Annotated in this window: 19 protein-coding genes; 5 read left to right on the plus strand and 14 right to left on the minus strand. The window is 27.7% G+C overall.

What is annotated here, in order from left to right:
- Positions 1 to 676 (plus strand): InlB B-repeat-containing protein (locus I4V51_RS08785; protein ID WP_195988060.1); only part of this gene is annotated, 676 nt, incomplete at its 5' end.
- A gap of 126 nt (positions 677 to 802) precedes the next feature.
- Here I4V51_RS08785 and I4V51_RS08790 read toward each other — a convergent pair.
- From I4V51_RS08790 to I4V51_RS08815, 6 genes are all read right to left on the minus strand, one after another.
- Positions 803 to 2,302, minus strand: coding sequence for a DUF362 domain-containing protein (locus I4V51_RS08790; RefSeq protein WP_195988061.1), 1,500 nt, complete (start codon positions 2,300 to 2,302; stop codon positions 803 to 805).
- Between the two features lie 170 nt (positions 2,303 to 2,472).
- Positions 2,473 to 3,582, minus strand: coding sequence for an anaerobic sulfatase maturase (locus I4V51_RS08795; RefSeq protein WP_195988062.1), 1,110 nt, complete (start codon positions 3,580 to 3,582; stop codon positions 2,473 to 2,475).
- Between the two features lie 66 nt (positions 3,583 to 3,648).
- Positions 3,649 to 5,139: a sulfatase-like hydrolase/transferase gene (locus I4V51_RS08800; RefSeq protein ID WP_195988063.1), complete on the minus strand. Its 1,491-nt coding sequence runs from the start codon at positions 5,137 to 5,139 to the stop codon at positions 3,649 to 3,651.
- A gap of 51 nt (positions 5,140 to 5,190) precedes the next feature.
- Positions 5,191 to 6,567, minus strand: a complete 1,377-nt coding sequence (locus I4V51_RS08805) for a sulfatase-like hydrolase/transferase (RefSeq protein WP_195988064.1) — start codon at positions 6,565 to 6,567, stop codon at positions 5,191 to 5,193.
- Positions 6,568 to 6,853: 286 nt separating this feature from the next.
- Positions 6,854 to 8,101, minus strand: a complete 1,248-nt coding sequence (codA, locus tag I4V51_RS08810; protein WP_195988065.1) for a cytosine deaminase — start codon at positions 8,099 to 8,101, stop codon at positions 6,854 to 6,856.
- Between the two features lie 36 nt (positions 8,102 to 8,137).
- Positions 8,138 to 8,875 (minus strand): creatininase, encoded by a 738-nt coding sequence (locus I4V51_RS08815; RefSeq protein WP_195988066.1) that lies wholly within the window; start codon positions 8,873 to 8,875, stop codon positions 8,138 to 8,140.
- A gap of 305 nt (positions 8,876 to 9,180) precedes the next feature.
- Here I4V51_RS08815 and I4V51_RS08820 point away from each other — a divergent pair, with 305 nt between their 5' ends.
- Together I4V51_RS08820 and I4V51_RS08825 are read left to right on the plus strand one after the other, a co-directional pair.
- A complete protein-coding gene (locus tag I4V51_RS08820; protein ID WP_195988067.1) occupies positions 9,181 to 10,368 on the plus strand; it encodes a PucR family transcriptional regulator in 1,188 nt (395 codons plus the stop codon).
- 165 nt (positions 10,369 to 10,533) lie between these two features.
- Positions 10,534 to 10,884, plus strand: a complete 351-nt coding sequence (locus I4V51_RS08825) for a DUF6568 family protein (protein WP_195988068.1) — start codon at positions 10,534 to 10,536, stop codon at positions 10,882 to 10,884.
- Positions 10,885 to 11,048: 164 nt separating this feature from the next.
- On the opposite strand, the gene I4V51_RS08830 is transcribed toward I4V51_RS08825, so the two are convergent.
- From I4V51_RS08830 to I4V51_RS08855, 6 genes are all read right to left on the minus strand, one after another.
- On the minus strand, positions 11,049 to 11,957 hold the full coding sequence (locus I4V51_RS08830) for a Ppx/GppA family phosphatase (RefSeq protein WP_195988069.1): 909 nt from the start codon (positions 11,955 to 11,957) through the stop codon (positions 11,049 to 11,051).
- A 147-nt stretch (positions 11,958 to 12,104) separates the two neighbouring features.
- The gene (locus I4V51_RS08835) at positions 12,105 to 13,232 is read right to left on the minus strand and encodes an ABC transporter permease (RefSeq protein WP_195988070.1); all 1,128 of its coding nucleotides are present in this window, start codon (positions 13,230 to 13,232) and stop codon (positions 12,105 to 12,107) included.
- Positions 13,225 to 14,376: an ABC transporter permease gene (locus I4V51_RS08840; RefSeq protein ID WP_195988071.1), complete on the minus strand. Its 1,152-nt coding sequence runs from the start codon at positions 14,374 to 14,376 to the stop codon at positions 13,225 to 13,227. Before I4V51_RS08840 ends, I4V51_RS08835 begins: the two co-directional genes overlap by 8 nt.
- A gap of 14 nt (positions 14,377 to 14,390) precedes the next feature.
- A complete protein-coding gene (locus I4V51_RS08845; protein WP_195988072.1) occupies positions 14,391 to 15,320 on the minus strand; it encodes an ABC transporter ATP-binding protein in 930 nt (309 codons plus the stop codon).
- 122 nt (positions 15,321 to 15,442) lie between these two features.
- Positions 15,443 to 16,063 carry a response regulator transcription factor gene (locus tag I4V51_RS08850; RefSeq protein WP_195988073.1) on the minus strand — a complete coding sequence of 207 codons (621 nt, stop codon included), beginning with the start codon at positions 16,061 to 16,063 and terminating at the stop codon, positions 15,443 to 15,445.
- The gene (locus tag I4V51_RS08855) at positions 16,053 to 17,207 is read right to left on the minus strand and encodes a histidine kinase (RefSeq protein WP_195988074.1); all 1,155 of its coding nucleotides are present in this window, start codon (positions 17,205 to 17,207) and stop codon (positions 16,053 to 16,055) included. Before I4V51_RS08855 ends, I4V51_RS08850 begins: the two co-directional genes overlap by 11 nt.
- Positions 17,208 to 17,584: 377 nt before the next feature.
- Here I4V51_RS08855 and I4V51_RS08860 point away from each other — a divergent pair, with 377 nt between their 5' ends.
- Complete coding sequence (locus tag I4V51_RS08860) at positions 17,585 to 18,619, plus strand: low specificity L-threonine aldolase (protein WP_195988075.1); 1,035 nt, start codon at positions 17,585 to 17,587, stop codon at positions 18,617 to 18,619.
- Between the two features lie 238 nt (positions 18,620 to 18,857).
- Positions 18,858 to 20,597 (plus strand): ABC-F family ATP-binding cassette domain-containing protein, encoded by a 1,740-nt coding sequence (locus I4V51_RS08865; RefSeq protein ID WP_195988076.1) that lies wholly within the window; start codon positions 18,858 to 18,860, stop codon positions 20,595 to 20,597.
- A gap of 62 nt (positions 20,598 to 20,659) precedes the next feature.
- On the opposite strand, the gene I4V51_RS08870 is transcribed toward I4V51_RS08865, so the two are convergent.
- Together I4V51_RS08870 and abc-f are read right to left on the minus strand one after the other, a co-directional pair.
- Positions 20,660 to 21,496, minus strand: coding sequence for a hypothetical protein (locus I4V51_RS08870; RefSeq protein WP_195988077.1), 837 nt, complete (start codon positions 21,494 to 21,496; stop codon positions 20,660 to 20,662).
- Positions 21,497 to 21,515: 19 nt separating this feature from the next.
- On the minus strand, positions 21,516 to 23,462 hold the full coding sequence (gene abc-f / locus I4V51_RS08875) for a ribosomal protection-like ABC-F family protein (protein ID WP_195988078.1): 1,947 nt from the start codon (positions 23,460 to 23,462) through the stop codon (positions 21,516 to 21,518).
- Between the last annotated feature and the right edge of the window lie 474 nt (positions 23,463 to 23,936).

The following is a 23,936-nucleotide window of genomic DNA, read 5'->3' on the forward strand; positions in this document are numbered from 1 at the left end:
TGTTACTGTTTTAGGTAATATTAATAACCTTGCCAAAACTGGTTATACATTTATCGGTTGGAACACCTCTCCTTTAGGTACTGGTACTAATTATCTTCCTGGTAATACTTTTCCAATGGGTATTAATAATGTTGCTTTATATGCTATGTGGAAAGCTCTTCCTACTTATACTGTAACTTATAATGGTAATGGCAATACTTCTGGTTCCGCTCCTATTGATAATAATCATTACCTTACCGGTAATCCTGTTACTGTTTTAGGTAATATTAATAACCTTGCCAAAACTGGTTATACATTTATCGGTTGGAACACCTCTCCTTTAGGTACTGGTACTAATTATCTTCCTGGTAATACTTTTCCAATGGGTATTAATAATGTTGCTTTATATGCTATGTGGAAAGCTCTTCCTACTTATACTGTAACTTATAATGGTAATGGCAATACTTCAGGTTCCGTTCCTATTGATAATAATTATTATTTTGAAGGTGGTACTGTAACTGTATTAGATAATCCATATTCATTAGCTAAAAATGGATTTAGTTTTGCTGGATGGAGTATCTCTCCTTTAGGCAATGGAAAGATATATCATGAAGGTAATACTTTTATAATTGGAAATTCTGATGTGGTGTTTTATTCTATATGGTGTAGAATAATTCGTGGTATTAAAATATTTTAAATAATTTATATTTATTATACTTCTCCTTTTTGTATTCATAGTATATTACTCATGAAGGAGAAGTATATTTTATTTAATGATACTTCTATATATAATAATTAACCTAAGCTAACGACCTTAAAACAATTATACTTTTAATAAATATTCATTAGACTCCTTAGAATTAAAAAGCCTGTCATATATTATTACAGCAATATCAATTATATATCCCTTAGGATAAGTATACTTTTCTATATCTAAAATAAACATATTTGTATCACTTATAAAATCTTCCCCTGATTTAATTACCTTGTAATCTATAAGACTACCATTTATCCTTAATTCAGCTCTTACTATAGGTGTACCTTTGCTGTTTACTCTATTGATTTTATACCCTATAACATATTTACTCTCGCTAATCTTTTTTGCTCCAATACAATTGACTTCATATCCCAAATTTTGTCTATTAGCTACTCTTGCTCCTCCAAAACCATCAGGAAATGGATATCTACCATCTTTGTAAATATTACATAAATATTGCCTGTGCTTAAAAAAATCATTACTCTCTCCAACTCTAATATAACTTGGATCCATTGTTCCTAAACCATTTTCATAAGCTTTCTCCAATAAGCCTATTGACCTTGGATCATACCCTCCTAATACAGCCTCAACAGTATCTATTGCTACACTATCCTTTGATGCCATTATTGCATTTGTTACAATATAATCTACTGGGCTATCAGAAAAATAATTTTCACCTATATGCCCTGTATTATTTAAAGGACCTTGTCTATTTCCAGTTAAACAATCCATAATAACAAAATCATAACTTCTAATTAAATGCTGAGCACATAAATATTGATAAAGACCTTCCTTATTATGAACTCCAGTCTCATCAATATATAATCCATTATGTCCTAATCTCCCACTGTCACCATCTATATAATTTCCATGCCTTATCCCATAATGTAGCTTAATTGCACCTGTCATTCCAGCTAATCCATGACTCTTAAATATCGGAAGTCCAATAAATATATCACAATATTCATCTGGATATAAACCTGACTTTTCTGCTTCCTCCTTTGTTCTTAAGAAACAAGGAAAACTAACTATAATATCATTTGAATCTTTAACCTTTACACTATAAGTCTTGCGATGTAAATTAGGATCCTCTAGATTTACTAATTTAGCCACAGAAGTTCCATCAAGATAACCATCAGCATTTGAGTCATAACACACATCCCCTTCATCTACTGAATTATCTCCTGTTCTCTCAAGTCTTGCCCAATAAAAGCTTTTTGAGTTGTACTTAGATGATGGATTTGCTTCTGGGTAAAAAACAGTATCAATAACCTTCAAGTCTGCAGTACCTTCTGTACCTATTATTTCTCTTATCTTTTCAGCTACATACCTTGTAATTCTTGCATCTGTATTGCATCCTCTACCTTTATCACCATATGCCCCTATATCGCTACCAAGTACATTTACCTTTATTACAACCTTGTCCCCTTTTTTTATAATTGAATTTAATCCAGCATTACCTAATACCTGATAAATAGCTTTATCAATCATATCACATACTTCTCTATCATTAGGCTCTGCCTGTTGTGCTGCAAATCCAACCTGTACTAACTTCTGCTTATCCATGAACTTTTTCCTCCATCACAATATTAATCCTTGTATTTTTAATGATTTACAATACATTAATATTCTCTACATAATACTTTTGTGTATAAAATAAATTATTATATATTTATAAAGGAGCTTAAACTGAAAAATATTAGGAGCCTCAAAAACGTTGAAGCTCCCTTTTCCTTTTAAAATCTTAAATTTTTAACTACATCATAAAACTTATCTAAATTTTTTGAGAAAAATTCATAATATGCTTCACAATAATAATTGCTATTTTCCTTATTATTTTCTCTATTTCTTCTACATCCACCTCTACATATATTTTTAAACCTGCATAAATTACACTTTGGACTTTTATTTAAAGATTCCTTAATAAAGTTTATAGTAATTTCTTTTTTGTGGATATCATCAAAACTTTCTTCTAATATATTTCCTATTGCATATTTTTCATAAGTATAAAAATCACATGGATACATAGACCCATCACTTTCAATAATATGTTGACATGAACATACTCCCCTCATATCACAGGATTCATATTCTCTACCTAAAAGTAATGATAGTATATTATCAAAATATCTTATGCTTACATAATTACCTTCCATAGCATCCTTATACCAAAGATTAAATAGTTTACATAAAAACTGTGAATACTCTTGTGGTGTTAATGAATAACTACTTGTCCCATTATCATTTTCTAATGGATCTAAACAAGGTATAAACTGTAAATACTTAAAATTATTTTTCTTAAAAAATTTATAAGTACTATCAATCTTCTTGCTCATAACAGATGTTACAACTGTAAGAATATTAAAATCAACATCATACTTCTTTAAAAAATTAATACCCCTCATTACATCATTGAAAGTATCTCTCTTTAACGAATCAACTCTATTTAAATTATGAATATCCTTATTACCATCAAGTGAAATACCTACTAAAAAGTTATTTTCCTTAAAAAATTGTGCTATTTCATCATTTATAAGAGTTCCATTAGTCTGAATATGATAATTAAATTTAGTTTTATTCTTAGTTTCGCTAGTACACCTTACTAATTCTTTATAATAATCTAGCCCAACTAAAAGAGATTCTCCACCTTGAAAGCCTATTGTACAGCTTCCACCGCTACAATATTCATCAACTTTTTTTATTACTTCTCTTAATGTTTCCTTACTCATAAATCCATAATCTCTAACATCACGTGCATCTGCAATAGAATTATAAAAACAGTATTTACATCTTAAGTTGCACTTGCTGGATGATGGCTTTATCATTAAACTTATATTTTTTTTCATCTGCATATACCTCTCATTTGATTTTTAAATTTACTCTTTTATATGCCCTTAACTACTTTATATTATTTATTTTTCTCTTGTAGCATCTACCATAGTAAGTCCTGTTGCATAATCTAACTGACGATTTTCATCATAATCTTCTTCTCTCTGTCTTGTTACTCCAGTATAAGCCCAAGTTGCTTCTCTAGCATCCTTTCTCCAAGGCCTTTGTTCCCAATAATATCCTCTAAATGGATCTCTAGTTTCATTCATCCATTGTAAAATATCATTATGAAGAGAATCACGAATCTCTTTCATACTATCATCTAATATTAAATTATTCATTTCAGCAGGATCTTTTTCTAAATCATATAACTCATCTGAAGTTAATAAATTAATTACTAATTTATATCTTCCATCAAATACACATCTAATAGGCTGGAATCCTCCAAAACCATCATGGTCCACTTCATACCTTCCGAACTCTAAGAATACTTTATCATTTATTTTAACTGATACGTCTTCCGTTAATGGCATTAATGACTTACCAGGCATCATCTTATATTTCTCTATTCCAAAGAAATCTAGAATAGTTGGTGCTAAGTCAATATGAGAAATAGGATGTTTATAAAGTGTGTTTTTATCCTTAATAGACTTTCCAGACATTATAAATGGTATGTTAACTATTTCTTGATACATTGATGGCCCCTTATTATCTAATTGATGTGAATGTAAATGATCACCATGGTCTGATGTATAGCATACTAAAGCATCTGGCGCATAGTTTCTATAGGCATCTAAAATTCTTCCTATCTCATAATCTACAAATGTATTACTTCCAAAATATACAGGCACTTTAATTTGAAGTTTTTCTCTATCTACTTCACTCTGATCCTTTGCCCATACTTTATGATGTTCTGGCTTATTCTCTAAAGTGTCATATATATTCTCACTTTTAGGGAATTCATAATCCTCATATAATTCAGCATACTCTTTTGGACAAATAAAGGGATGATGTGGTTCATCATATGATACAACTAATAAAAAATCTTTATCTTTATTTTCTTCTAAAAACTCTATAGCTCTGTTAGAACATCTATGAGCAAAAGTAAAATCCACCTTATATCCTTCCCCTTCATAAATTGTACTAGGAATTCTTGATTTAACTCTTTCCTCTTCTGTTAATTCATCTAAATAATTTTTCATATCATACCAATAATCTGGATTCCATTCTTCAGGACATTTTCCCTCTCCAAAATAATCTCCTCCATCTAAGTGCCATTTTCCTATATACCCATTTGCAATTCCGGAATCTTTAATTCTTTTTCCTATAGTCTTAACCGTTTTATCTATACCCACACAGTTTGTCCACGCTCCACTTGAATGAGGATATAATCCTGTAAACAATGCTGCTCTTGCTGGTCCGCAAACTGGTTGAGCTGTATAAGCATTTTCAAATAAGATCCCTTCTTCACTTAATTTATCAAGATTAGGTGTCTTCATATCTTTATTACCATAACAGCCAACCATATCTTTTCTTTGGGTGTCTGTCATTATAAATATAAATTGTTTTGCCATAAAACTCTCCCCTTTATACTCCCATAAATTCAAATTTTTATACTATGTTATCTAATTTTCAACATGTTCTTTTGCCGGTACTATTTTCGGGGCTTCTTCTCCGGCTTCTATCATATGCCTGCATAAACTTTCTGCTAATTTTGCACGTATATCCTTGTAACTTTCATCTCTTACTAGATTATTTAGTTCATATGGATCATTTTTCAAATCATATAAAAAGTCTTCTTCATATAGGTCACTTCCTGAAAACTCCCAACCATTTTTATTTGGTGCGTAAACACTATACAGATAATCTTCTGTACGAATACATCTACCTACACGACTTTCGCTTATTTGTGCAAATACTTCATTTACACGATTTTCAGTTTGTCCATTTGCTACACTTTTTAAATCTTCTCCAGCCATATCTTCTCCAACATTTACTCCTGCCATTGATAAGAATGTTTTTGGAAGACTTACTGTACTTACTAAATCTTTAACCCTATTTCCACCTCTAAATCCTGGTCCTGATATTATTAGAGGTACATGTAAACAACCTGAATGACATGAACGCTTATAATCATCATGTCCATTTAAATTTTCATCTGTATTTCTTGTTTTGAAATGAGAACCATGATCGGAAGCATATACTATTATAGTATTTTCATATATTCCCATATCTTTTAACTTATCTACTAATCTCCCTAAATTATCATCTAAGCTCTTACAGCAACCTAAGTAATCTGGATATTCTTCTCTTGCATTTCCACCTAAAGCTTCTAAATCACCTGGTAATTTACAATTATTGTATATTTCTTTAGAACCATCTGGTCCTTCATATCTATCTCTATCATTTTGATGATGTGGTTCAATATGAGATATTGTCATAAAGAAAGGCTTTTCACCTTTATATCCATCTAAAAATTCTAAAGCATAATCAGTTATACAATCTACACGGTACCCTTTAAATTCACATTTATTCATATTTTCATCAAAAACATAACCATCATATCCATGAGAAGTAAATTCTAAAACATCTGAAGCTCTCCAGAAACCATTATATCCTCCTCTTCTATCTAATGGCACCGCCACTGTTGTATAATCCACTTTAGGTGTTTCTTCAAATCCACCATTACTTGCTAAATGCCATTTACCAATATATGCAGTATCATAATTTGCTTCATTAAAATAATCAGCCAAGGTCTTTATATTCCTTGGTAACTCTATATTATTTCTGAAACATCCAATTTGAGTTGGATATTTTCCTGTTTGGAATATTGCCCTACAAGGTCCACATACCGGTTGAGCTGTATAAGCTTCTTCAAACAATACTCCATCTTCTGCTAATTTATCTAAATTAGGTGTTATATCTAGTTCTTGTCCATAAGCACCTATAGTATCCCACCTTTGTTGATCCGAAAAATAAAATATAATATTTGGTTTATTCATAAAAACTCTCTCCTCTTTCTATTATCCCCTTAATTTCTATACCTCTTCAACCTTACTTATCATCTCTCAACTTAATTGTAACATAATACTCTTTTGTCTTAAATTAACAATACCTACTTTTTAAATTTTAAGCTTATTATGAAATCTTTTTTAAAATATATTCACCTTATATTTTTATAATAATAAACAATTAAAAGGTGTAAAATTAAATAAAAGAGGAGCCTCAAAATATTGAAGCTCCCACTTTATTCATACTATAATTTAAATTATAGTCCATACATCATATTTATTTTAATATTTCAACCTCAGTTTTAACTACCTGTGGTTCTTTCCAAAATAAAGTTTTTCCATTTCTTATAGATGCTAATACTCCTGCCCTTTCACATACTGCTTCAAATTCTGATTTTGCATTTAAAACTATAAAATTAGCAGGCTTTCCTTCTTCTATTCCATATTGATCTTGAATATTCATTGTTATTGCACCATTAGTTGTTATTAAATCTAAAGCATTATCTATTTCTTCAAAAGACATCATTTGAGCTATATGAATTCCATGATCTAAAATCATCATCATATTTCCATTACCTAAAGGATACCATGGATCTGACATTGAGTCTTGAGCAAAACAAACATTAATATTTGCATCATTTAATTCCTTTACTCTTGTTAATCCTCTACGCTTTGGATAAGTATCTTGTCTTCCTTGCAGATAAATATTTTCTGTTGGGCAAGCTATGAAGTTTACTTTAGATTGTTTTAATAACTTCATAAGCTTAAAAGCATAAGCATTATTTACTGAACCAAAAGAACAGGTATGGCTAGCAGTTGTTAAGTGCCCAATATCATTCATATATGCTAAAGCTGCTAAAAGCTCTAAAAATCTTGATTGATCATCATCTGTTTCATCACAATGAACATCTATTAATTTATTATACTTTAATGCAAGCTCTACAGTTTTGTGTATTGATTTTTCTCCAAACTCTCTTGCGAACTCAAAATGTGGAATAGCTCCTACACAATCAGCCCCCATTTTTAATGCCTCTTCTACTAATAAATCTCCACCTTTATATGCGTACATACCTTCTTGTGGAAATGCTACAACTTGTATAGTAACTATATCTTTAAGCTCTTCTCTTAACTCTAATAATGCTTTAAGAGATGTTAATGATGGATCTGTTACATCTGCATGAGTTCTTATAAACTGAACACCATTTAACATTTCCTTCTTTATTCCAAGCCTTGCTCTTTCTTTTATTTCTTCTATTGTTAAATCTGATTTTGTTTCACTCCATCTTTGAATCCCTTCAAATAATGTTCCTGTTCCATTTAATGCCCCATCTTTCCTTGCTGTAAAAACATAATCTAAATGAATATGTGGATCAACATAAGGTGGAAGTACTAAATTTCCTTTTAAATCAACTTCTTTATCACCTTGAATATTATTGCCTATTTTTTTAAATACACCATCTTCTACTAATATATCAATTAAATCTTTTTTACCCTTTAATCTAACATTTTTATATACACAATTCATAAATATCCCCCTTAAAATCAAATTTTCATAAGAATTTTATTTAAACTCTCTTTTACATATCTTAATTAACTCTGGAATAACATTATCTACTATTACTTTACCCTTTTCACTTGATGATGATTTTGCACTAGCTAAAGCTCCTGTTTCTGGTACATCATCCTTATATAATGGATATCTAAAGTACGGAAGAGCTTCTGTTTCTTCAACTTCAACATTTCTTTCGAACTTAACTAATTCTGGTGCAAAATACATCATTAATGATGTTTCTGTAACTGCAGCATGTTCGAAAGCCCATCCTGGAAATGGTACTTCATTAAATATTTCATCAATAGCTTTCTTTGGTAGTGGATCCCACCAATTTGAAGCAACCATTGTAGCTTTACCATTAGTATCTCTATTTACTAAATCCATTGCTTCTACTACAAATGCTTCGTTTTCATAGTGAGCATTCATAATAAAAATCTTTGTAAATCCATCTTTGACTATTTCCATTAAAATATCATAAACAAGTCTTATTACTGTTTCTCCATTTAAATCTATAGTTCCTGGAAATAAAGGGCCACCCCCACTTAAAGGTTTTGATTTGTACCCATAGCTTAAAGTTGGCATAATTACTCCATCAATCTCTTTTGCTAAACTTAATGCAAATCCTTCTGCTATTTTGCTATCTGTACATAATGGAAGATGCATTGCATGTTGCTCTGTTGCACCTATAGGTAAAATAATAACCTTATCCTTACTTTTATCAAATTCACTCCATGTCATATCATTCATAAAATAACTCATTGCTCTTCTTATCTACCTTCCGTATATTTTTAATCTCCACTTTTTGTTTTTACTTTTTAATTGATTAAATGAAAAAGGCTCTAAGCGAATAAATCACTTAGAACCAAATTGTTCTTTCTTTATAATTTATATGATAATTAAATTAAGTAACATAGTCAAACTTATCACTATTTTTGTTCATTTATTACAAAAATGATATTATTTTTTATCATTAAGTACCATAGAAATATTTATAAATACATTATAAAATAAAAGCAATAATTAATATAAAATTTGTACTAGGAGGCTTACTAATGTTTCAATGTAAAGATTTATTCACTCTACCATCTTTATTTAATATTAAATTAATTTGTGGCAATAATGGTCTTAATAACATAATCCGCTGGGCATATAAAGCGGAAAGTCTTGATTTATCTAACTGGGTTAAAGGTGGCGAGCTTCTTATAGTTAGTGGTGCTGTTATTGAAAGAAATGATTTTAATCTATCAGCTTTAATAAATTTAGCAATTAATTTAAAACTAAGTGGAGCTTTGTTACTAGTAGGTGATAATTATATTAAATCAATTCCTAAGCAATTACTAAATCTTTGCAATAAAAATAATTTTCCTATTTTTATAATTCCCTGGAGTACTCCTCTTGTAAATATTTTTGAGGAATTAGGTCATGCAATTGTAACAAGCAATATGAATAAAAATAATGAAAACTTTGTTGCTAATATTGTTTTTGGAAAAGAATATTCAAAAGAGGAGCTTTTATTAAAAGCTGATAATTTAAATTATAATTTAGAAAATCCTCAAACTGTTTTTTTAATTCGCTTTCATGATAATATTAATTCTAAACTTAATAAAATATCCTTAAATGAATTTGAAATAAATGAATTTACTTCTTATCTTACCTCTTTATTTGAAAGTAATGATATGAATATTATTATTTCATCTTATGGAAATAACATAATAGGACTTTTTTCCTCTAATAAAGGTACTAATATCTTAAATAGCATTTTTAATTCCTTTATTTTAGATGTCACAAAAAAAATTCAACAGCTATCAATTACTATAGGTATTGGTAAAACCTATAACAGTGCTTCAAATATTCAAAAAAGTTTTAAAGAAGCTTCAAAATGTATGGAAATAGCAGCTAAACTAAACAAATCAAATAATATACTTTATTATGAAGAACTCGGTATACTTTCTTTATTCTTTGAATTAGATAGAAAAGATCTTCTAAAGGAATTTTCTAATCAAGTGTTAGGTGGATTAATTGATTATGATAAAAAGCATAAAGGCGAGCTTCTAAAAACAGTTGAAGTTTATCTTAATAACAATTGTAATATTATTAAAACTTCTGAAGAATTATCTACCCATAGAAATACTATAAAATATAGACTAAAGAAAGTTGAAACTATTTGTGAGTCTTCTTTAAACAATCATTTATTTAGAGTTAATATTCAAAATGCATTATTAATTCATACTTTTATATAATTAACCTTTAACCAATTTAATAACCTTATACTATAAATAAGTAGTAGAGATATTAATTTTCAAACTCCCCTTATTTATTAAATAATTATTGTAATATTATATTTCAAGGTTGATTGGGAATATTAATTTTGATATGATAGTCTAAAAAAACTAGGAGGTTTTTTTATGTTTGAAGAAAATTCATATAAAGAAAATGTAGAACTATTTGAAAATATTCTTTCTGAAGAAGCAGATAAACTACTATCTAATGAAAATTTAGCCATTGTTTATATAGGTAGAGAAACATGTCCATACTGCCGTAAATTTGCTAAAAAGCTAAGCGACTTAGTTAATGAAATTAATACAACTATTTATTATATAGATAGTTCTAATAGTTCAGATAATTATATTAATTCTTTTAGAGAAAAATATAATATTGTAACTGTTCCTGGATTTATTGTTGGTAAAAATGGAGATATTCAAGTTCGTTGTGATTCTTCAACTCCTGAAGAGGAAATTTTAGAAATGATACAATAAATATAATTTATCTTTAAATTTAACATTAAAAACTAGCTATGCGTAAAATCTATACATAGCTAGTTTTATTATTCTCACTTAAAAATTTAATAAATATACTACTAAATACAATAGCAATAATACTCATAATTGTAAATAGTAATGCTACATGATAAAAATAATATTTATGAAAGTAAGCTTTCGTAAATTATACCTTCCCTAAGTCCTACTGCACTTATAATATACTTTTCTGAATTTAAATATTGTATTATTGTTAAAATAGCTCCAAGTGGTGCTGCAAATATATCTGCTCTATTTCTTGATAAGCCCTTTAAATTATATCTTTCATTAATTGATAGTTTTAAAAATTCATCATATATTTGTGAAATTTCAGCTTTTGTCATACTATAGCTATGAAGCAATTGCTTTGGATAATTTTCATCACCTTTAGATACTCTTCCTATATGCTTTGCAATGCCACCAATACCTATTACATTCATTTTATTATTTTTCTTAATCCAAGGTATCTCTTCAAGTTTATTATTGATAAATGAATTAAGTTCTATATTTTTCTCCTCTGTCTCAATATTATTAAACATATTAGTAAGAGGAATACATCCTAATGATAAGCTTATACTATCCTTTAACTCTCCATTTTCCATAAGAGTAATTTCCATACTTGAGCCACCTAAATCTAATAATATAGCATTCTTTTCTATCATAGAATTTTTAATTGCTAAATATCCATATCTAGCCTCTTCTTTACCTGATAAAATATTTACTGAATATCCAAGCTCTCTTTTAATTTTATTACATACCTCTTCTCCATTAGTTGCTCTTCTAACAGCCTCTGTTGCAACTACATAATTATCTATAACTTTATAATTTTCACAAATAATCTTAAAATTACTTAATACATCAAGAGCTATATCTGTTCCTTCATCAATCAAATAATTATCTTCTGTTAAGTAACTACCTAATCTAATAGTTTTTTTTGATTCATTAATTATTTTAAATATTGAGCCGTCATTTATTTCATAAATTATTAACCTTAAAGAATTTGATCCAATATCTATTATTGCTCGTCTTTCCACTTTAATTACCCCCATATTCCTCAAAATTAAATAGATTATATAACTCTTCTTTATAAATATATTATACCACTTACATACATATCATTATAAAATTAAAGCGTCTCCTATAAAATATAGAACACACTTTAATATTTTTGAATATTAACTTTATTTCAATTCCCTCACTAATATAATTTTATTTTTAGTACAGAAAACACTTAATAAGAACAACACTAATGTTAATAATAATAGACATGCTATTAATGGCACTATACTTATAAAGCCTTCATTTGCCATTAGCTTTTCAAATATTATATAAAGCCATCTTATTGGCAAGGCATTTCCTAGCTTTTGCATTCCTTCACTCATCATTTCAAAAGGCCAATATGATCCACTTAGCATAAATACAGGTATAGTAAATGTAGTCATTACAAGAGTAAATATCATTTTATTTTTTATTATGGATGATAAGAATAAACCTAAAGAAATAGCCATTAATACTAAAATTAACATTAATAACACTACAATAAAGTCATATTTAAATCCAAAATCAAAATTAGCTACTTTGCAAATAATATAATACTCTATTGCTGGTATACAGCTTACTAAAAAATACACTATTAATTGTGCTCCATAATATTGCCTTTCACTTACTTTGCTTAATAATATTCTTTCCTTAGTATTTTGTCTTTCATCTTCTAATATAAACCCACAACTCATAGCAGCTGTAATAAATATAATATATAAAACCATCCCCATAGAATTATATGGATCTTTACTTTTATTAACTTCACTTATAATATTATATTCTGGTTTAGAATTGTTAAAAGTGTCTAAAACTTTATCTATACCATCTTTTTCAACATCTACATTGTTACATATCATTGCTAAAGAAGAAACTTCACCTTCTAAATATGCTGTTACTATAGGAGCAGCTTCTCCAGCACTTATTGATTTTACTTTTATTATATTTTCTTTTCCATTTAAAATATCTTCAGTAAAATTCTTATCTATTATTACAACTACTGAACATTCCTCAAAAATCAGATTACTAGTATACTCTTCCTCACTATCTACAAAGCTAATATTGGCTCCACTCATATTACCTAATTTTTCTTCTATAGCTTTACCAAACTCACCATTATCTTTATTATAAATACCAATATTTATTGAGCCCATTGATTCACCAAATGATGTAAAGAAAAATATTAAAATAGCAGGTAAAATAAAAGTTATAAATAAAAAGCTTTTTCTCTTAAGTAATATTTTTAATGTATTTTTTATTATTCTAAACATCTATTGTTGCACCTCTCTTCTTCATAACTATGCTATATAAAATTAACAGTAAAATTGATAATACAATTGGAATAATTATTGCTACTAAATATAAATTAGATTTTAATCCGCATATCATTGAACTTGTAGCTGTATTAATCCAGTAAATTGGACTTAAATACATTAACTTATTAAGCACAGGAACTGTAGTAATCATTGCTCTTGTAGTATAACATCCCCCTAATGCACAAATTGCAAAAGTTGCACCATTTAATATTCCAGAAACTGCAGTATCAGTTTTGCAAGTTATACCTATAATAGCTCCAAACATTGATGAAAATAATCCAAATACCACAAATAACAATATAAATTTCAATGTGTTTTCTCCCCAATTAACCTTTAATATTAAGCTTGTATAAATATAAACTAATATTATTTGTAAAATACTAATTATAGTTCCTAAAGCAACCTTAGAAAGTATCATTGTTCTTTCAGTAGCCTTTGACATTTTTATTCTATTAATTGTGTTTAATTGTCTTTCTTTATATACCAACTCACCAATTACTGCTGCCCCATTTAAAATAATTAATGCTAGCTCTGCAAAAGTATAATATTCAGCAGCAGTTACAGTTCTTTTACCACCAACATCTTCACTAACTACATATTCATCATAAGCATTTTCAACTAAATTACTAAAGCTTTGTGGACTTAAAACTCCTATGGTTTCATAAGTAGCATATTGATTAAATAATGATTCCAACATACTTTTAAAAACTTTAGATTTCATAGTGTCACCACTTTTAGAAGTATATATGTCAAATTTATCTTTTTTTAAATCTATATAAGCAATAGCCTTCCTTTTATCTACTTTATCTTTAACTTCTTCTAAGTCATTAACTTCTTTAAAATCTATATTAATTTCTTTTTTAATTCCTTCCATAAATGCAAAAAATCCATCTTTATATTTTGAATCCTCACTTATTGTATAGTAAACTATTGAATCTTTATCCTTGTCTCCAAATATCTCTACTTCTGTGCTCATCATATTTTTTAAACTTAAACTTAAAGTAGTTATTAATATTATTGGAAAAAGAAATAGCATCATTATATTTCCTTTTGACCTAAAGAACATTTTTAGCTCTTTTTTTAGCATTACTAAAAACATAGTCTCACCCCCTCCTAATCTCTAAGTTTTTTACCTGTTAATGCTAAGAATACATTTTCTAAAGTTGGCTCTGAATTTTCAATATTACTAATTTCGCCGCCTAAGCTTAATGTAGTTTCTATTATTTTAGTAAGTAAATTACTATTTTTTATTGTCGATATTTTATACTCATTTTCACTATTAACTACTTTTTCTATACCTGTTATTTCTAATAATTTGTCTTCAAATCCATTTATTTTTTCTTTAACCTTTATATTAAAAATTCTCTTATTTCCTATTAAATTTTTAAGCTCTTCACTTGTCCCTTCTGCAATTACATTTCCTTTATCAACTATTGCAATCCTATCACAAATTTCATCTACTTCTTGCATATAGTGAGACGTATATATTACAGTTGCCCCCTCATCTCTTAACCTTAATACAGATTTTAAGATATGATTTCTTGATTGTGGATCAATTCCTACAGTTGGTTCATCCATAATTATTAATTTTGGAGAATGTGCTATAGCACAAGCAATATTTAATCTTCTTTTCATTCCTCCTGAAAATTCTGATGCTTTTTTACTTCTAACATCAGTTAAACCAACAAAATCTAAAACCTTGTTAACTCGTGCTTTTAAATCTGCTCCTCTAAAACCATATAATGAACAGAAAAATTCAATATTTTCTTCAGCTGTTAAATCCCAATAAAGAGCAAAATCCTGCGGTACTATTCCTATATTTTCTTTAAACTTTCTTGTTTTAGTTTCCTTTTCTTCATAAATTATTTGCCCTGAAGTTCTTTTTATTAGGCCGCATATCATTCCAATAAGTGTGCTTTTACCAGCTCCATTAGGACCAAGTATTCCAAAAATTTCTCCTTTATTTACTTCTAAATCAATATCATTTACTGCTATCATATCCCCATATTCTTTAGATATCTTTTTTATTTCAAGCATTTTCATACACCTAAACCTCCATTTTCTTTATACTTTTATTATATAAAAAAAGGTAATATCCCCCTACTGAAGAATATCACCTTCTATATATTACATTTGTCATATTTATCTGTTGTCTAAAAATCAATTTATAAATTTCCCTTTAAATAATTAACAGCAATGGCTGTTCTATGATCTAAATCTGTTTTATCTAATATCATAGTTATATAATTTCTAATAGTTCCTTCAGAAATAAATAGCTTTTTACTTATTTCTTTATTACTAAGCCCTTCGCTTATTGCAATAATAATATCCTTTTCCCTATCTGTAAAATCATATTTAGTAAACTGTGGACCACTTGCTTTACCTTGAAATTTATTTAATACATTTTCATTCATTACAATAGTGTTACTATAAACTGAAGTAATACTTTGAGCAATTTGATCTGGAGTACTATTTTTTAAGATATATCCTTTAGCCCCATATTCCATTGCTTCATTAATATAATCTTCTTCGTCAAAAGTAGTTAAAATCAAACATTTAGTATCTGTTTTGTTCACAATTTCTTTTACTGCTTCAACTCCAGACAATTTCGGCATTCTAATATCTAAAAGTGCTACATCTATTTTTTCTTTCATGCATATATTTATAGCCGCTTGTCCATCTTCAGCTACCGCAGTAATCTCAATATCACCTTTTAATGGTAATAATACCTTTAAGCTTTCTCTTATTAAACTATCATCATCACATATCAATACTTTAATGCTCATTTTTTCTCCTCTTATTTATAATCATATTTACAACAAAACCATTATCGTTATAATATTCAACTCTGCCATTAATCTCTTCTAATCTTTCTTCTATTCCTCTTAGTCCTAATCCCTTTGATAATTTTTCAAATCCATTACCATTATCTCTTATTTCAACTCTATAAAACATATTAAATACTAATATAGCTACAGTTATCTTAGTTGCATTTGAATACTTCGCCGCATTAGTTAATGTTTCTTTAATGTTTTCTTCCATAATCCTAAGATCTATCAACTTAATAGTGGAAGTATCGCCCTCACATAAAAAAGCTGTTTCTATTCCACTTACATATTGAAATTTTAATACAAGCTCCTTTATTGTCTCAATTCCTATAACTGATTGTCCTGGTTTCACTTGCCTCAAGAACTCACGTATTTCTTCCATTCCCTGTCTTAAATTAGTCATAGATGTTTCTAATGACTTCTTTGCAATTTCATCTTCCTTTCCTATCATTTCTTTAGTTACTTCTAATTGCATAATAGAGCTTGTTATCCTATGACCTAAATGATCATGTAGCTTTTGTGCTATAAAATTACGCTCCTTTAGAACCGTTATAATATTATTTTGATCTAAGTACTTTTCTAACTCATCAATCTTTTTTTCCATAACTATTTTACTATTACTGCTATCTTTATTTAACTTCTTATACTTTTCTTCTCTAACAAATTTATCTTTAATTTCGCATAAATACAAATTCGTAATAACAATAATTATGCTAATTATTGTTAACTCTTTAATACTAATATATTCTAAACTAGTAATAAATAAAATGGATATTGATATTACCATATTAATATATGGCATAAGCTTATCTTCAAATAAATCAAATAATAATGCTGTTAATAATAATGCTGTATATGTATATCCTATAAACATGCTAATAATTACTAGTATAATCTCCACTACTGTTATTACCTTATAATTTACTTTAATTATATTTTTTGTTAGTTGAATACAATCTATTAAAAGTATAAATAATATTGCATAAATAATATGATCAAATCTTTTCCATGATACGCCTGTTAATATTATAATTCCTATAGACACTAAAATCATAAATATAGTTATTGTCTTTTTTATATACCTCTCCTCCTTTTGAAACAAATTTCCAATATATCTCTATTACAAGGATTTTTTCATTCCCGATATATATTTAAATTCATATACTCTATCTATACGTCTTAATCTTTATTAATTATAACATATTTAAAAAATTCTACTGTTAAGTCTAAATCAATATGCAATGTATATAAATTTATATACATTTATTATTTCAAATCCAACTACTTAAATCATGAAATTTTATATATAAAAACTAATAAAACTTTAATTTATATACTGGTTTCTCACTATAAATATCATTTAAACACTGACATTTTATAACTATTACCAATCTACTCTATATACAATAACTATCAATTCATGTATAGTATAATAAGTATAATTATACATTATATATACACACTAAGGAGGATATACCTATGATAAGATTTGAATGCGATTATTTGGAAGGTGCTCACCCTAAAATTTTAGAACTTTTATTAGAAACAAATTTTGTACAAGCACCTGGCTATGGAAAAGATGTATACTGTGAAAAAGCACGCTCTATTATTAGAGAAAAATGTGATTCACAAGATGCTGATATTCACTTTCTAGTTGGTGGAACTCAAACTAATAAAACAGTTATTGACTCTATCCTTCGTCCATATCAAGGCGTTTTATCTGCAAATACTGGACATATAAATGTACACGAGACCGGTGCAATAGAAAGCTCTGGACATAAAGTTTTATCTCTACATAGTGATAATGGTAAAATCACAGCAACTCAAGTAAAAGATGCATATGATGAACATTTTAGCGATAGTAGTCCTGAGCATCTTGTTCAACCTGGAATGGTTTATATTTCACATCCAACAGAAGTTGGAACACTTTATACAAAAAATGAATTAGAAGAATTAAGCACAACATGTAAAGCTTTAGGTCTACCTTTATTCTTAGATGGGGCTAGACTTGGATATGGACTTACTGCAGAAGGTACTGATTTAACTTTATCTGACATTGCTAGATTATGTGATGTTTTTTATATTGGAGGTACTAAAGTAGGTGCATTATTTGGTGAGGCTATTGTTATAACTAATCCTAAACTAAAAAACGATTTTAGATATTACATAAAACAAAATGGTGGACTTCTTGCTAAAGGAAGACTTCTTGGGCTTCAATTTTTAGCTTTATTTGAGGATAATCTTTATTATGAAATTTCAGTTCATGCAAATAAACTTGCAATGAAAATTAAAAATGCATTTATGAATAAGGGATATTCTTTCTTTATTGATTCATCAACGAATCAACAATTCCCTATTATTCCAAATGATAAAATTAGAATACTACAAGAAAAATATTCTTTCTCATTCTGGGAAAAAATAGACGATAACCATAGTGCAGTTCGTTTCTGTACCTGTTGGGCAACAAAACATGAAGATGTAGAACAACTAGTTAAAGATATTGAAAATTTATAATCTTAAATATTAATGGAAAGTGAGAATTTACAATAAGGAATATATACTATTGTAAATTCTCATTTTTTTACTTATATGAAATCATTGAACTTAGTCAAAAAAGGTGTTATTCTATCAATATTAAAATCAATAAATTTTTACTAAAGAAAATCAACTAGAGAGTTTAAATTGATAAAATAATAATATTGAGGAGCTTATTTTTATAGGCTCTTTTTTACTGATAAAGAGAGGTACTGACATGATAAAAATTGATAAATTATCCTACTCATTTCCACAAAAAAATTTATACAATGATATTTCCTTTACATTAGAAGAAGGTCACCATTGTGCATTTATAGGATCAAATGGTACTGGTAAAAGTACACTTATAGATATAATTATGGATTCTGAAAAATATATGTATGATGGTCTATTAGAAATAGCACCAAATTGTAGAATGGGCTATGTACGTCAATTCCAAGAAGTAGATAAAACAAAAGACATTACAGTTTTTGAATATCTAGCAGAAGATTTTATTAAATTACAAAATGAAATAGCAGCTATATGTACTGAAATGGAAACATCTTCTGATATTGAAACATTACTTGAAAAATATCAAGAAGCTTTAGATGCCTTTGAATCAATTAATGGTGATGATTTTGAAAATATTATTGATAAAAAATTAAATCTTATAGAATTAATTAAATCTAAAGACTTACTTATCTCTGAACTTAGTGGTGGAGAATTTAAGCTTATTCAAGTAATTAAATCAATGTTAACTAGTCCTGATTTACTTATTATGGACGAACCAGATGTATTTTTAGACTTTAAAAATCTTAAGGCTCTTAAAGACTTAATTAATTCACATAAAGGAACAATGTTAGTTATTACTCATAATAGATATTTATTAAATCATTGTTTCAATAAAATTATTCACCTTGAAAATATGGAATTACAAGAATTTGATGGTGGTTATGTTGAATATAACTTCTCATTACTTCAAACTAAAATTGAATTGCAAGAACTTGCAGCTGCTGATACTGAAGAAATTGAAAGAAATGAAATATTAATAGATAGATTAAGAGAACTAGCAAGTGAAAATAAAGAACAATTTAGAGGAAAAACTTTAAGAGCTAGAGTTAAATTCCAAGAAAGATTAGAAAAGCGTAGAATTAAAGCTCCATTTGTAGATATTAAACAACCTACTATAATGTTTACTACAGCTAATGAAATAGAAGAAAAAACTACTTTAAAAGTTACTGACTATAGTGTTGCTTTTGATGATGTACTTTTAGAAAATGTTAGCTTTGAAATTAATTCTACTGATAAAGTAGCTATTGTTGGAGCAAATGGTACAGGTAAAACTACACTATTCCAAGAAATATTAAAAAATAATAATCCTTCTATTGAAATAGATAGTAATCTTAAAGTTGGTTATTTCTCTCAACTTCAAGGTCAAACATTAAATTATTCTAATACTATACTTGAAGAGTTCTTTGATATTGGTTTTAAAACTTATGATAATATTAAATCATATTTAGAACTATATAATTTTGATGAAGAATTACTTAATCAAAAAATAGGAACTTTATCTGGCGGTGAAAAAAATATACTTCAATTAGCTAAAATTTCTGAAGTTGGAGCAGACCTTTTACTTCTTGATGAGCCAACAAGCCATTTAGATACATATTCACAAATAGCCTTAGAAAAAGCTATTAAAAATTATAAAGGTGCTATTTTAATGATTTCTCATGATTACTATACTATATCAAATTGTATGGATTATGTTTTACTTGTTGAAGATAAAAAAATTAGAAAAATCAATATTCAACATTTTAGAGATATGATTTATATGAATCATTTTAATAAAGATTATTTAAAACTTGAACAAAAGAAAAAAGAAGTTGAAACAAAAATTGAATTAGCTTTAAGAGATAATAATTTTATTCTTGCAAAAGAGTTATCTGAAAAATTAGAAACTATTGTTAATTCACTTTAAATTATACTAAGAAGCGTAGATAGATTTGTGTTTTACACAAATTCACCTACGCTTCTTTAATACTATCTTTTAATTATAGTTACTGGAACATCTAACTTTTTTATCATTAATTTATCTAACCTAAGTCTTTCCCTACAAAAAGAAATTACACCTTCTATTCCCTTCAATTTATGACTCTTACCAAAATTGATATTACTAACCCACTCTGCAATTTCATCAATCCAATCTGCCCTTGAAACATCAGGTGATTTTCTCTCATTTGCAGCCTGAATTATTATATCTTCTACACTTGATGGATCAATATAAACTATATATGGCTCCAAAGCTTTTACTGTTTCTAGTAAGTTTCTAAGATATAAATATATCTCCTCATCACTTTTTTCATATACACCTAATAACTCAAATATGTGATTTTGAAGAAATGCACATTCAAAAATATAAATAGTATCATTTAATAAAGCTTCCTTAGCGAACCTACTCCATCTTTTTAAATGTATTCCTCTAAACTCATCTAAACTTTTTCTTCCATCACATATTTCCTTTGAGGCAACATCATCTATTAAACTCCAATAAATCTCTTCCGGAAAATCTATTCTAGTATAAGCCAAAATCACATTACTATCTTCTATTCTAGCTTGATTTTGAATTCTATAAATTAATTCTTCTTTACTTATACTCTTTTTTGATACTTCCCACAATTCAGAACACCTCTTAATAAACTCATTATATTCCTCTTCTTTTAAATATGCATTCCAAGCCATATCTGCTGGATGTGATACGCCTTCTTCATAAAGAATTACCTCTTTACCCTGTTCTATTAAGTTTTCTTTTATTTTTCTTGCAGTTGTAGTTTTACCTGCCCCTGGTATACCCTCTACTAATATTAGTCTACTCTTCATACCCTTTACCTCCTTACTTCTATATGCTAATATTCATCCATTCTTCCATAACACACTCTAATTCTTCATTTAATTCTTCTTTTCTTAAAAACAATTTATTAAATTCTTCATAATTTAACTCTGCATTAGCCATAGCTGCTTCAACATCTTCAAGTTCCTTTTCAATCTTTTGAATCCTAGTTTCAATCTTCTTTATTTCACTTTCTCTCTTTTTTACTTCATCTATTTCTTTTTTCTTATTTTCTTTTTTTATAACCTTCTCTTTTTGTACAGTACTATTCTCTTTTTCTAGTTTTAATCTATCTTGTATTTCCTTATAATAATCATAATTCCCAAGATAACTTTTAAATTTATAATCTTCAATAGCAATTACTCTTTCAGCAATCTTATTAATAAAATATCTATCATGTGATATAAAGAAAATAGTTCCTTTAAAATCTTCTAACGCTTCTTCAAAGGTTTCAATAGAGTCTATATCAAGATGGTTAGTTGGTTCATCTAATATTAATAAATTAACATCTTGATATAAAAGCATTGAAAGTTTCAATCTTATTCTTTCTCCACCAGATAAAGCTTTAACCTTTTTAAATACACTGTTACCAAAGAACATAAACTTAGATAAATACTGCCTTGCTTGCCCTTCTAATATTGAAATATCATCTCTAAAAGCTTGAAGCACAGTATGATCTTCATTCATAAAATTAATCACTTGTGGTAAATAACCTACCTTTACATTTGCTCCTAATTGCACTACACCTTTATCTGGGTATTCTTCTCCTAATAACATCCTTAAAAATGTTGTTTTTCCACTTCCATTAGGTCCAATTAAAGCAACTCTTTCTTTAAAATTAATTAATAAATTACCTTCATTAAAAATTTCCTTATCAATATAATTTTTGCATACCCCTTCAGCTTTTATAGTTTCTTCTCCTGATCTTCCACTATTTTTAAAATTTAGCTTCATAGTATTATTTTCAACCTTTGGCTTTTGTGAATCTTCACTATTTTTCATTTTTTCAAGCCTTTTTCCCATACTAGCAGCTCTCTTAAAGAATTTACTGTTATCAGCTCTCATTGCCCAATCTCTAAGCTCTTTTATTGTATTTTCCATACTTTTAATTTCTTTTTGCTGCTCCTTATAGTTATGCATTTGTTCAAGTAGCTTTTCTTCTTTTTGCTTAACATAACTTGAGTAATTCCCCTTATAAGTTACGCTTTCCATATCTTCAATTTCTATAATTTTACTTACTACATTATCTAAAAAGTATCTATCATGAGATACTATAATTACAATCCCATCATAACTATTTAAATATCCTTCAAGCCATTCAATAGAATCCATATCTAAATGATTTGTTGGTTCATCTAATAATAAAATATCAGGATTATCCATTAACAACTTTCCTAATATAACTGTAGTTTTTTCACCACCACTTAATAAATTAAATTCCTTATCCAAAAAGCTTTCTGTAAACTTTAATCCTGTACATATCTTTGCTAATTTTTCTTCAGTACTATACCCTCCTTTAACCTCATAATTTTGAAGTAAATTACTATATTGTTTTAATGTTCTCTCTAGTTCTTCGCCTTGTAGTACCTTCATATTTTCTTCTAATTTGTGCATTTTTTCTTCTATCTTATAAACCTCATCAAATGCCATCTTTAAAACATCAATAACCTTTATTCCATCTTCATATTGTGGAATTTGTTCTAAATATGCGCAAGTAGCTCCACTTGGTTTATTTAGAAATCCTTCATCATATCCAGGACTAGTAGCCCCTGGATATCCAACACAATAATCCATTGGTAATATTCCTGCAATTAACTTTAAAATGGTACTCTTCCCACTTCCATTAACTCCAACAATACCAACTCTTTCTCCTGAATACACTTGAAAATTAATATTCTTAAGAATAAGTGTTGCTTCCATATATTTTTTCACATTAACTAACGATAATTCAAACATAAATATCCCTTCTTTCTTTTTTAGTAAAACTCTAAATAGAAAGGCACAAATCAATAAAAAACAAAAAACTGTAAGAAGATTCACTCTTCCTACAGTCTGAAATCACATTATTAACCTATAAGCTCTAAATATTTATGGTTCCCCAATTAATTATATTCCTCAAAAAAACATTATAAAAGAATGTAAAACCTTTAGTTACATTAATTCATAATAATTTACTAATATACAATTAATATATTATTTATTTAAACTTATATCTAAAAACTATAATGCCTATATTCAGTAAAGTAAGTTACCTTCTAAATGCCTTATTCCATAAAGAGCATGACAATGAAACCTATAATTTAGGTCATTTTTTACTCATTATAAAATCAATATAAAATTAAAATTTAATTTATATTAGCAATTAGCTGGTATCATAACTTACATTCCCCTTTCAGCATATTTTCCTTTATTATACCATATTATGGTTTT

The organism is Clostridium sp. D53t1_180928_C8, assembly GCF_015667795.1.
Taxonomy (GTDB): Bacteria; Bacillota; Clostridia; order Clostridiales; family Clostridiaceae; genus Clostridium.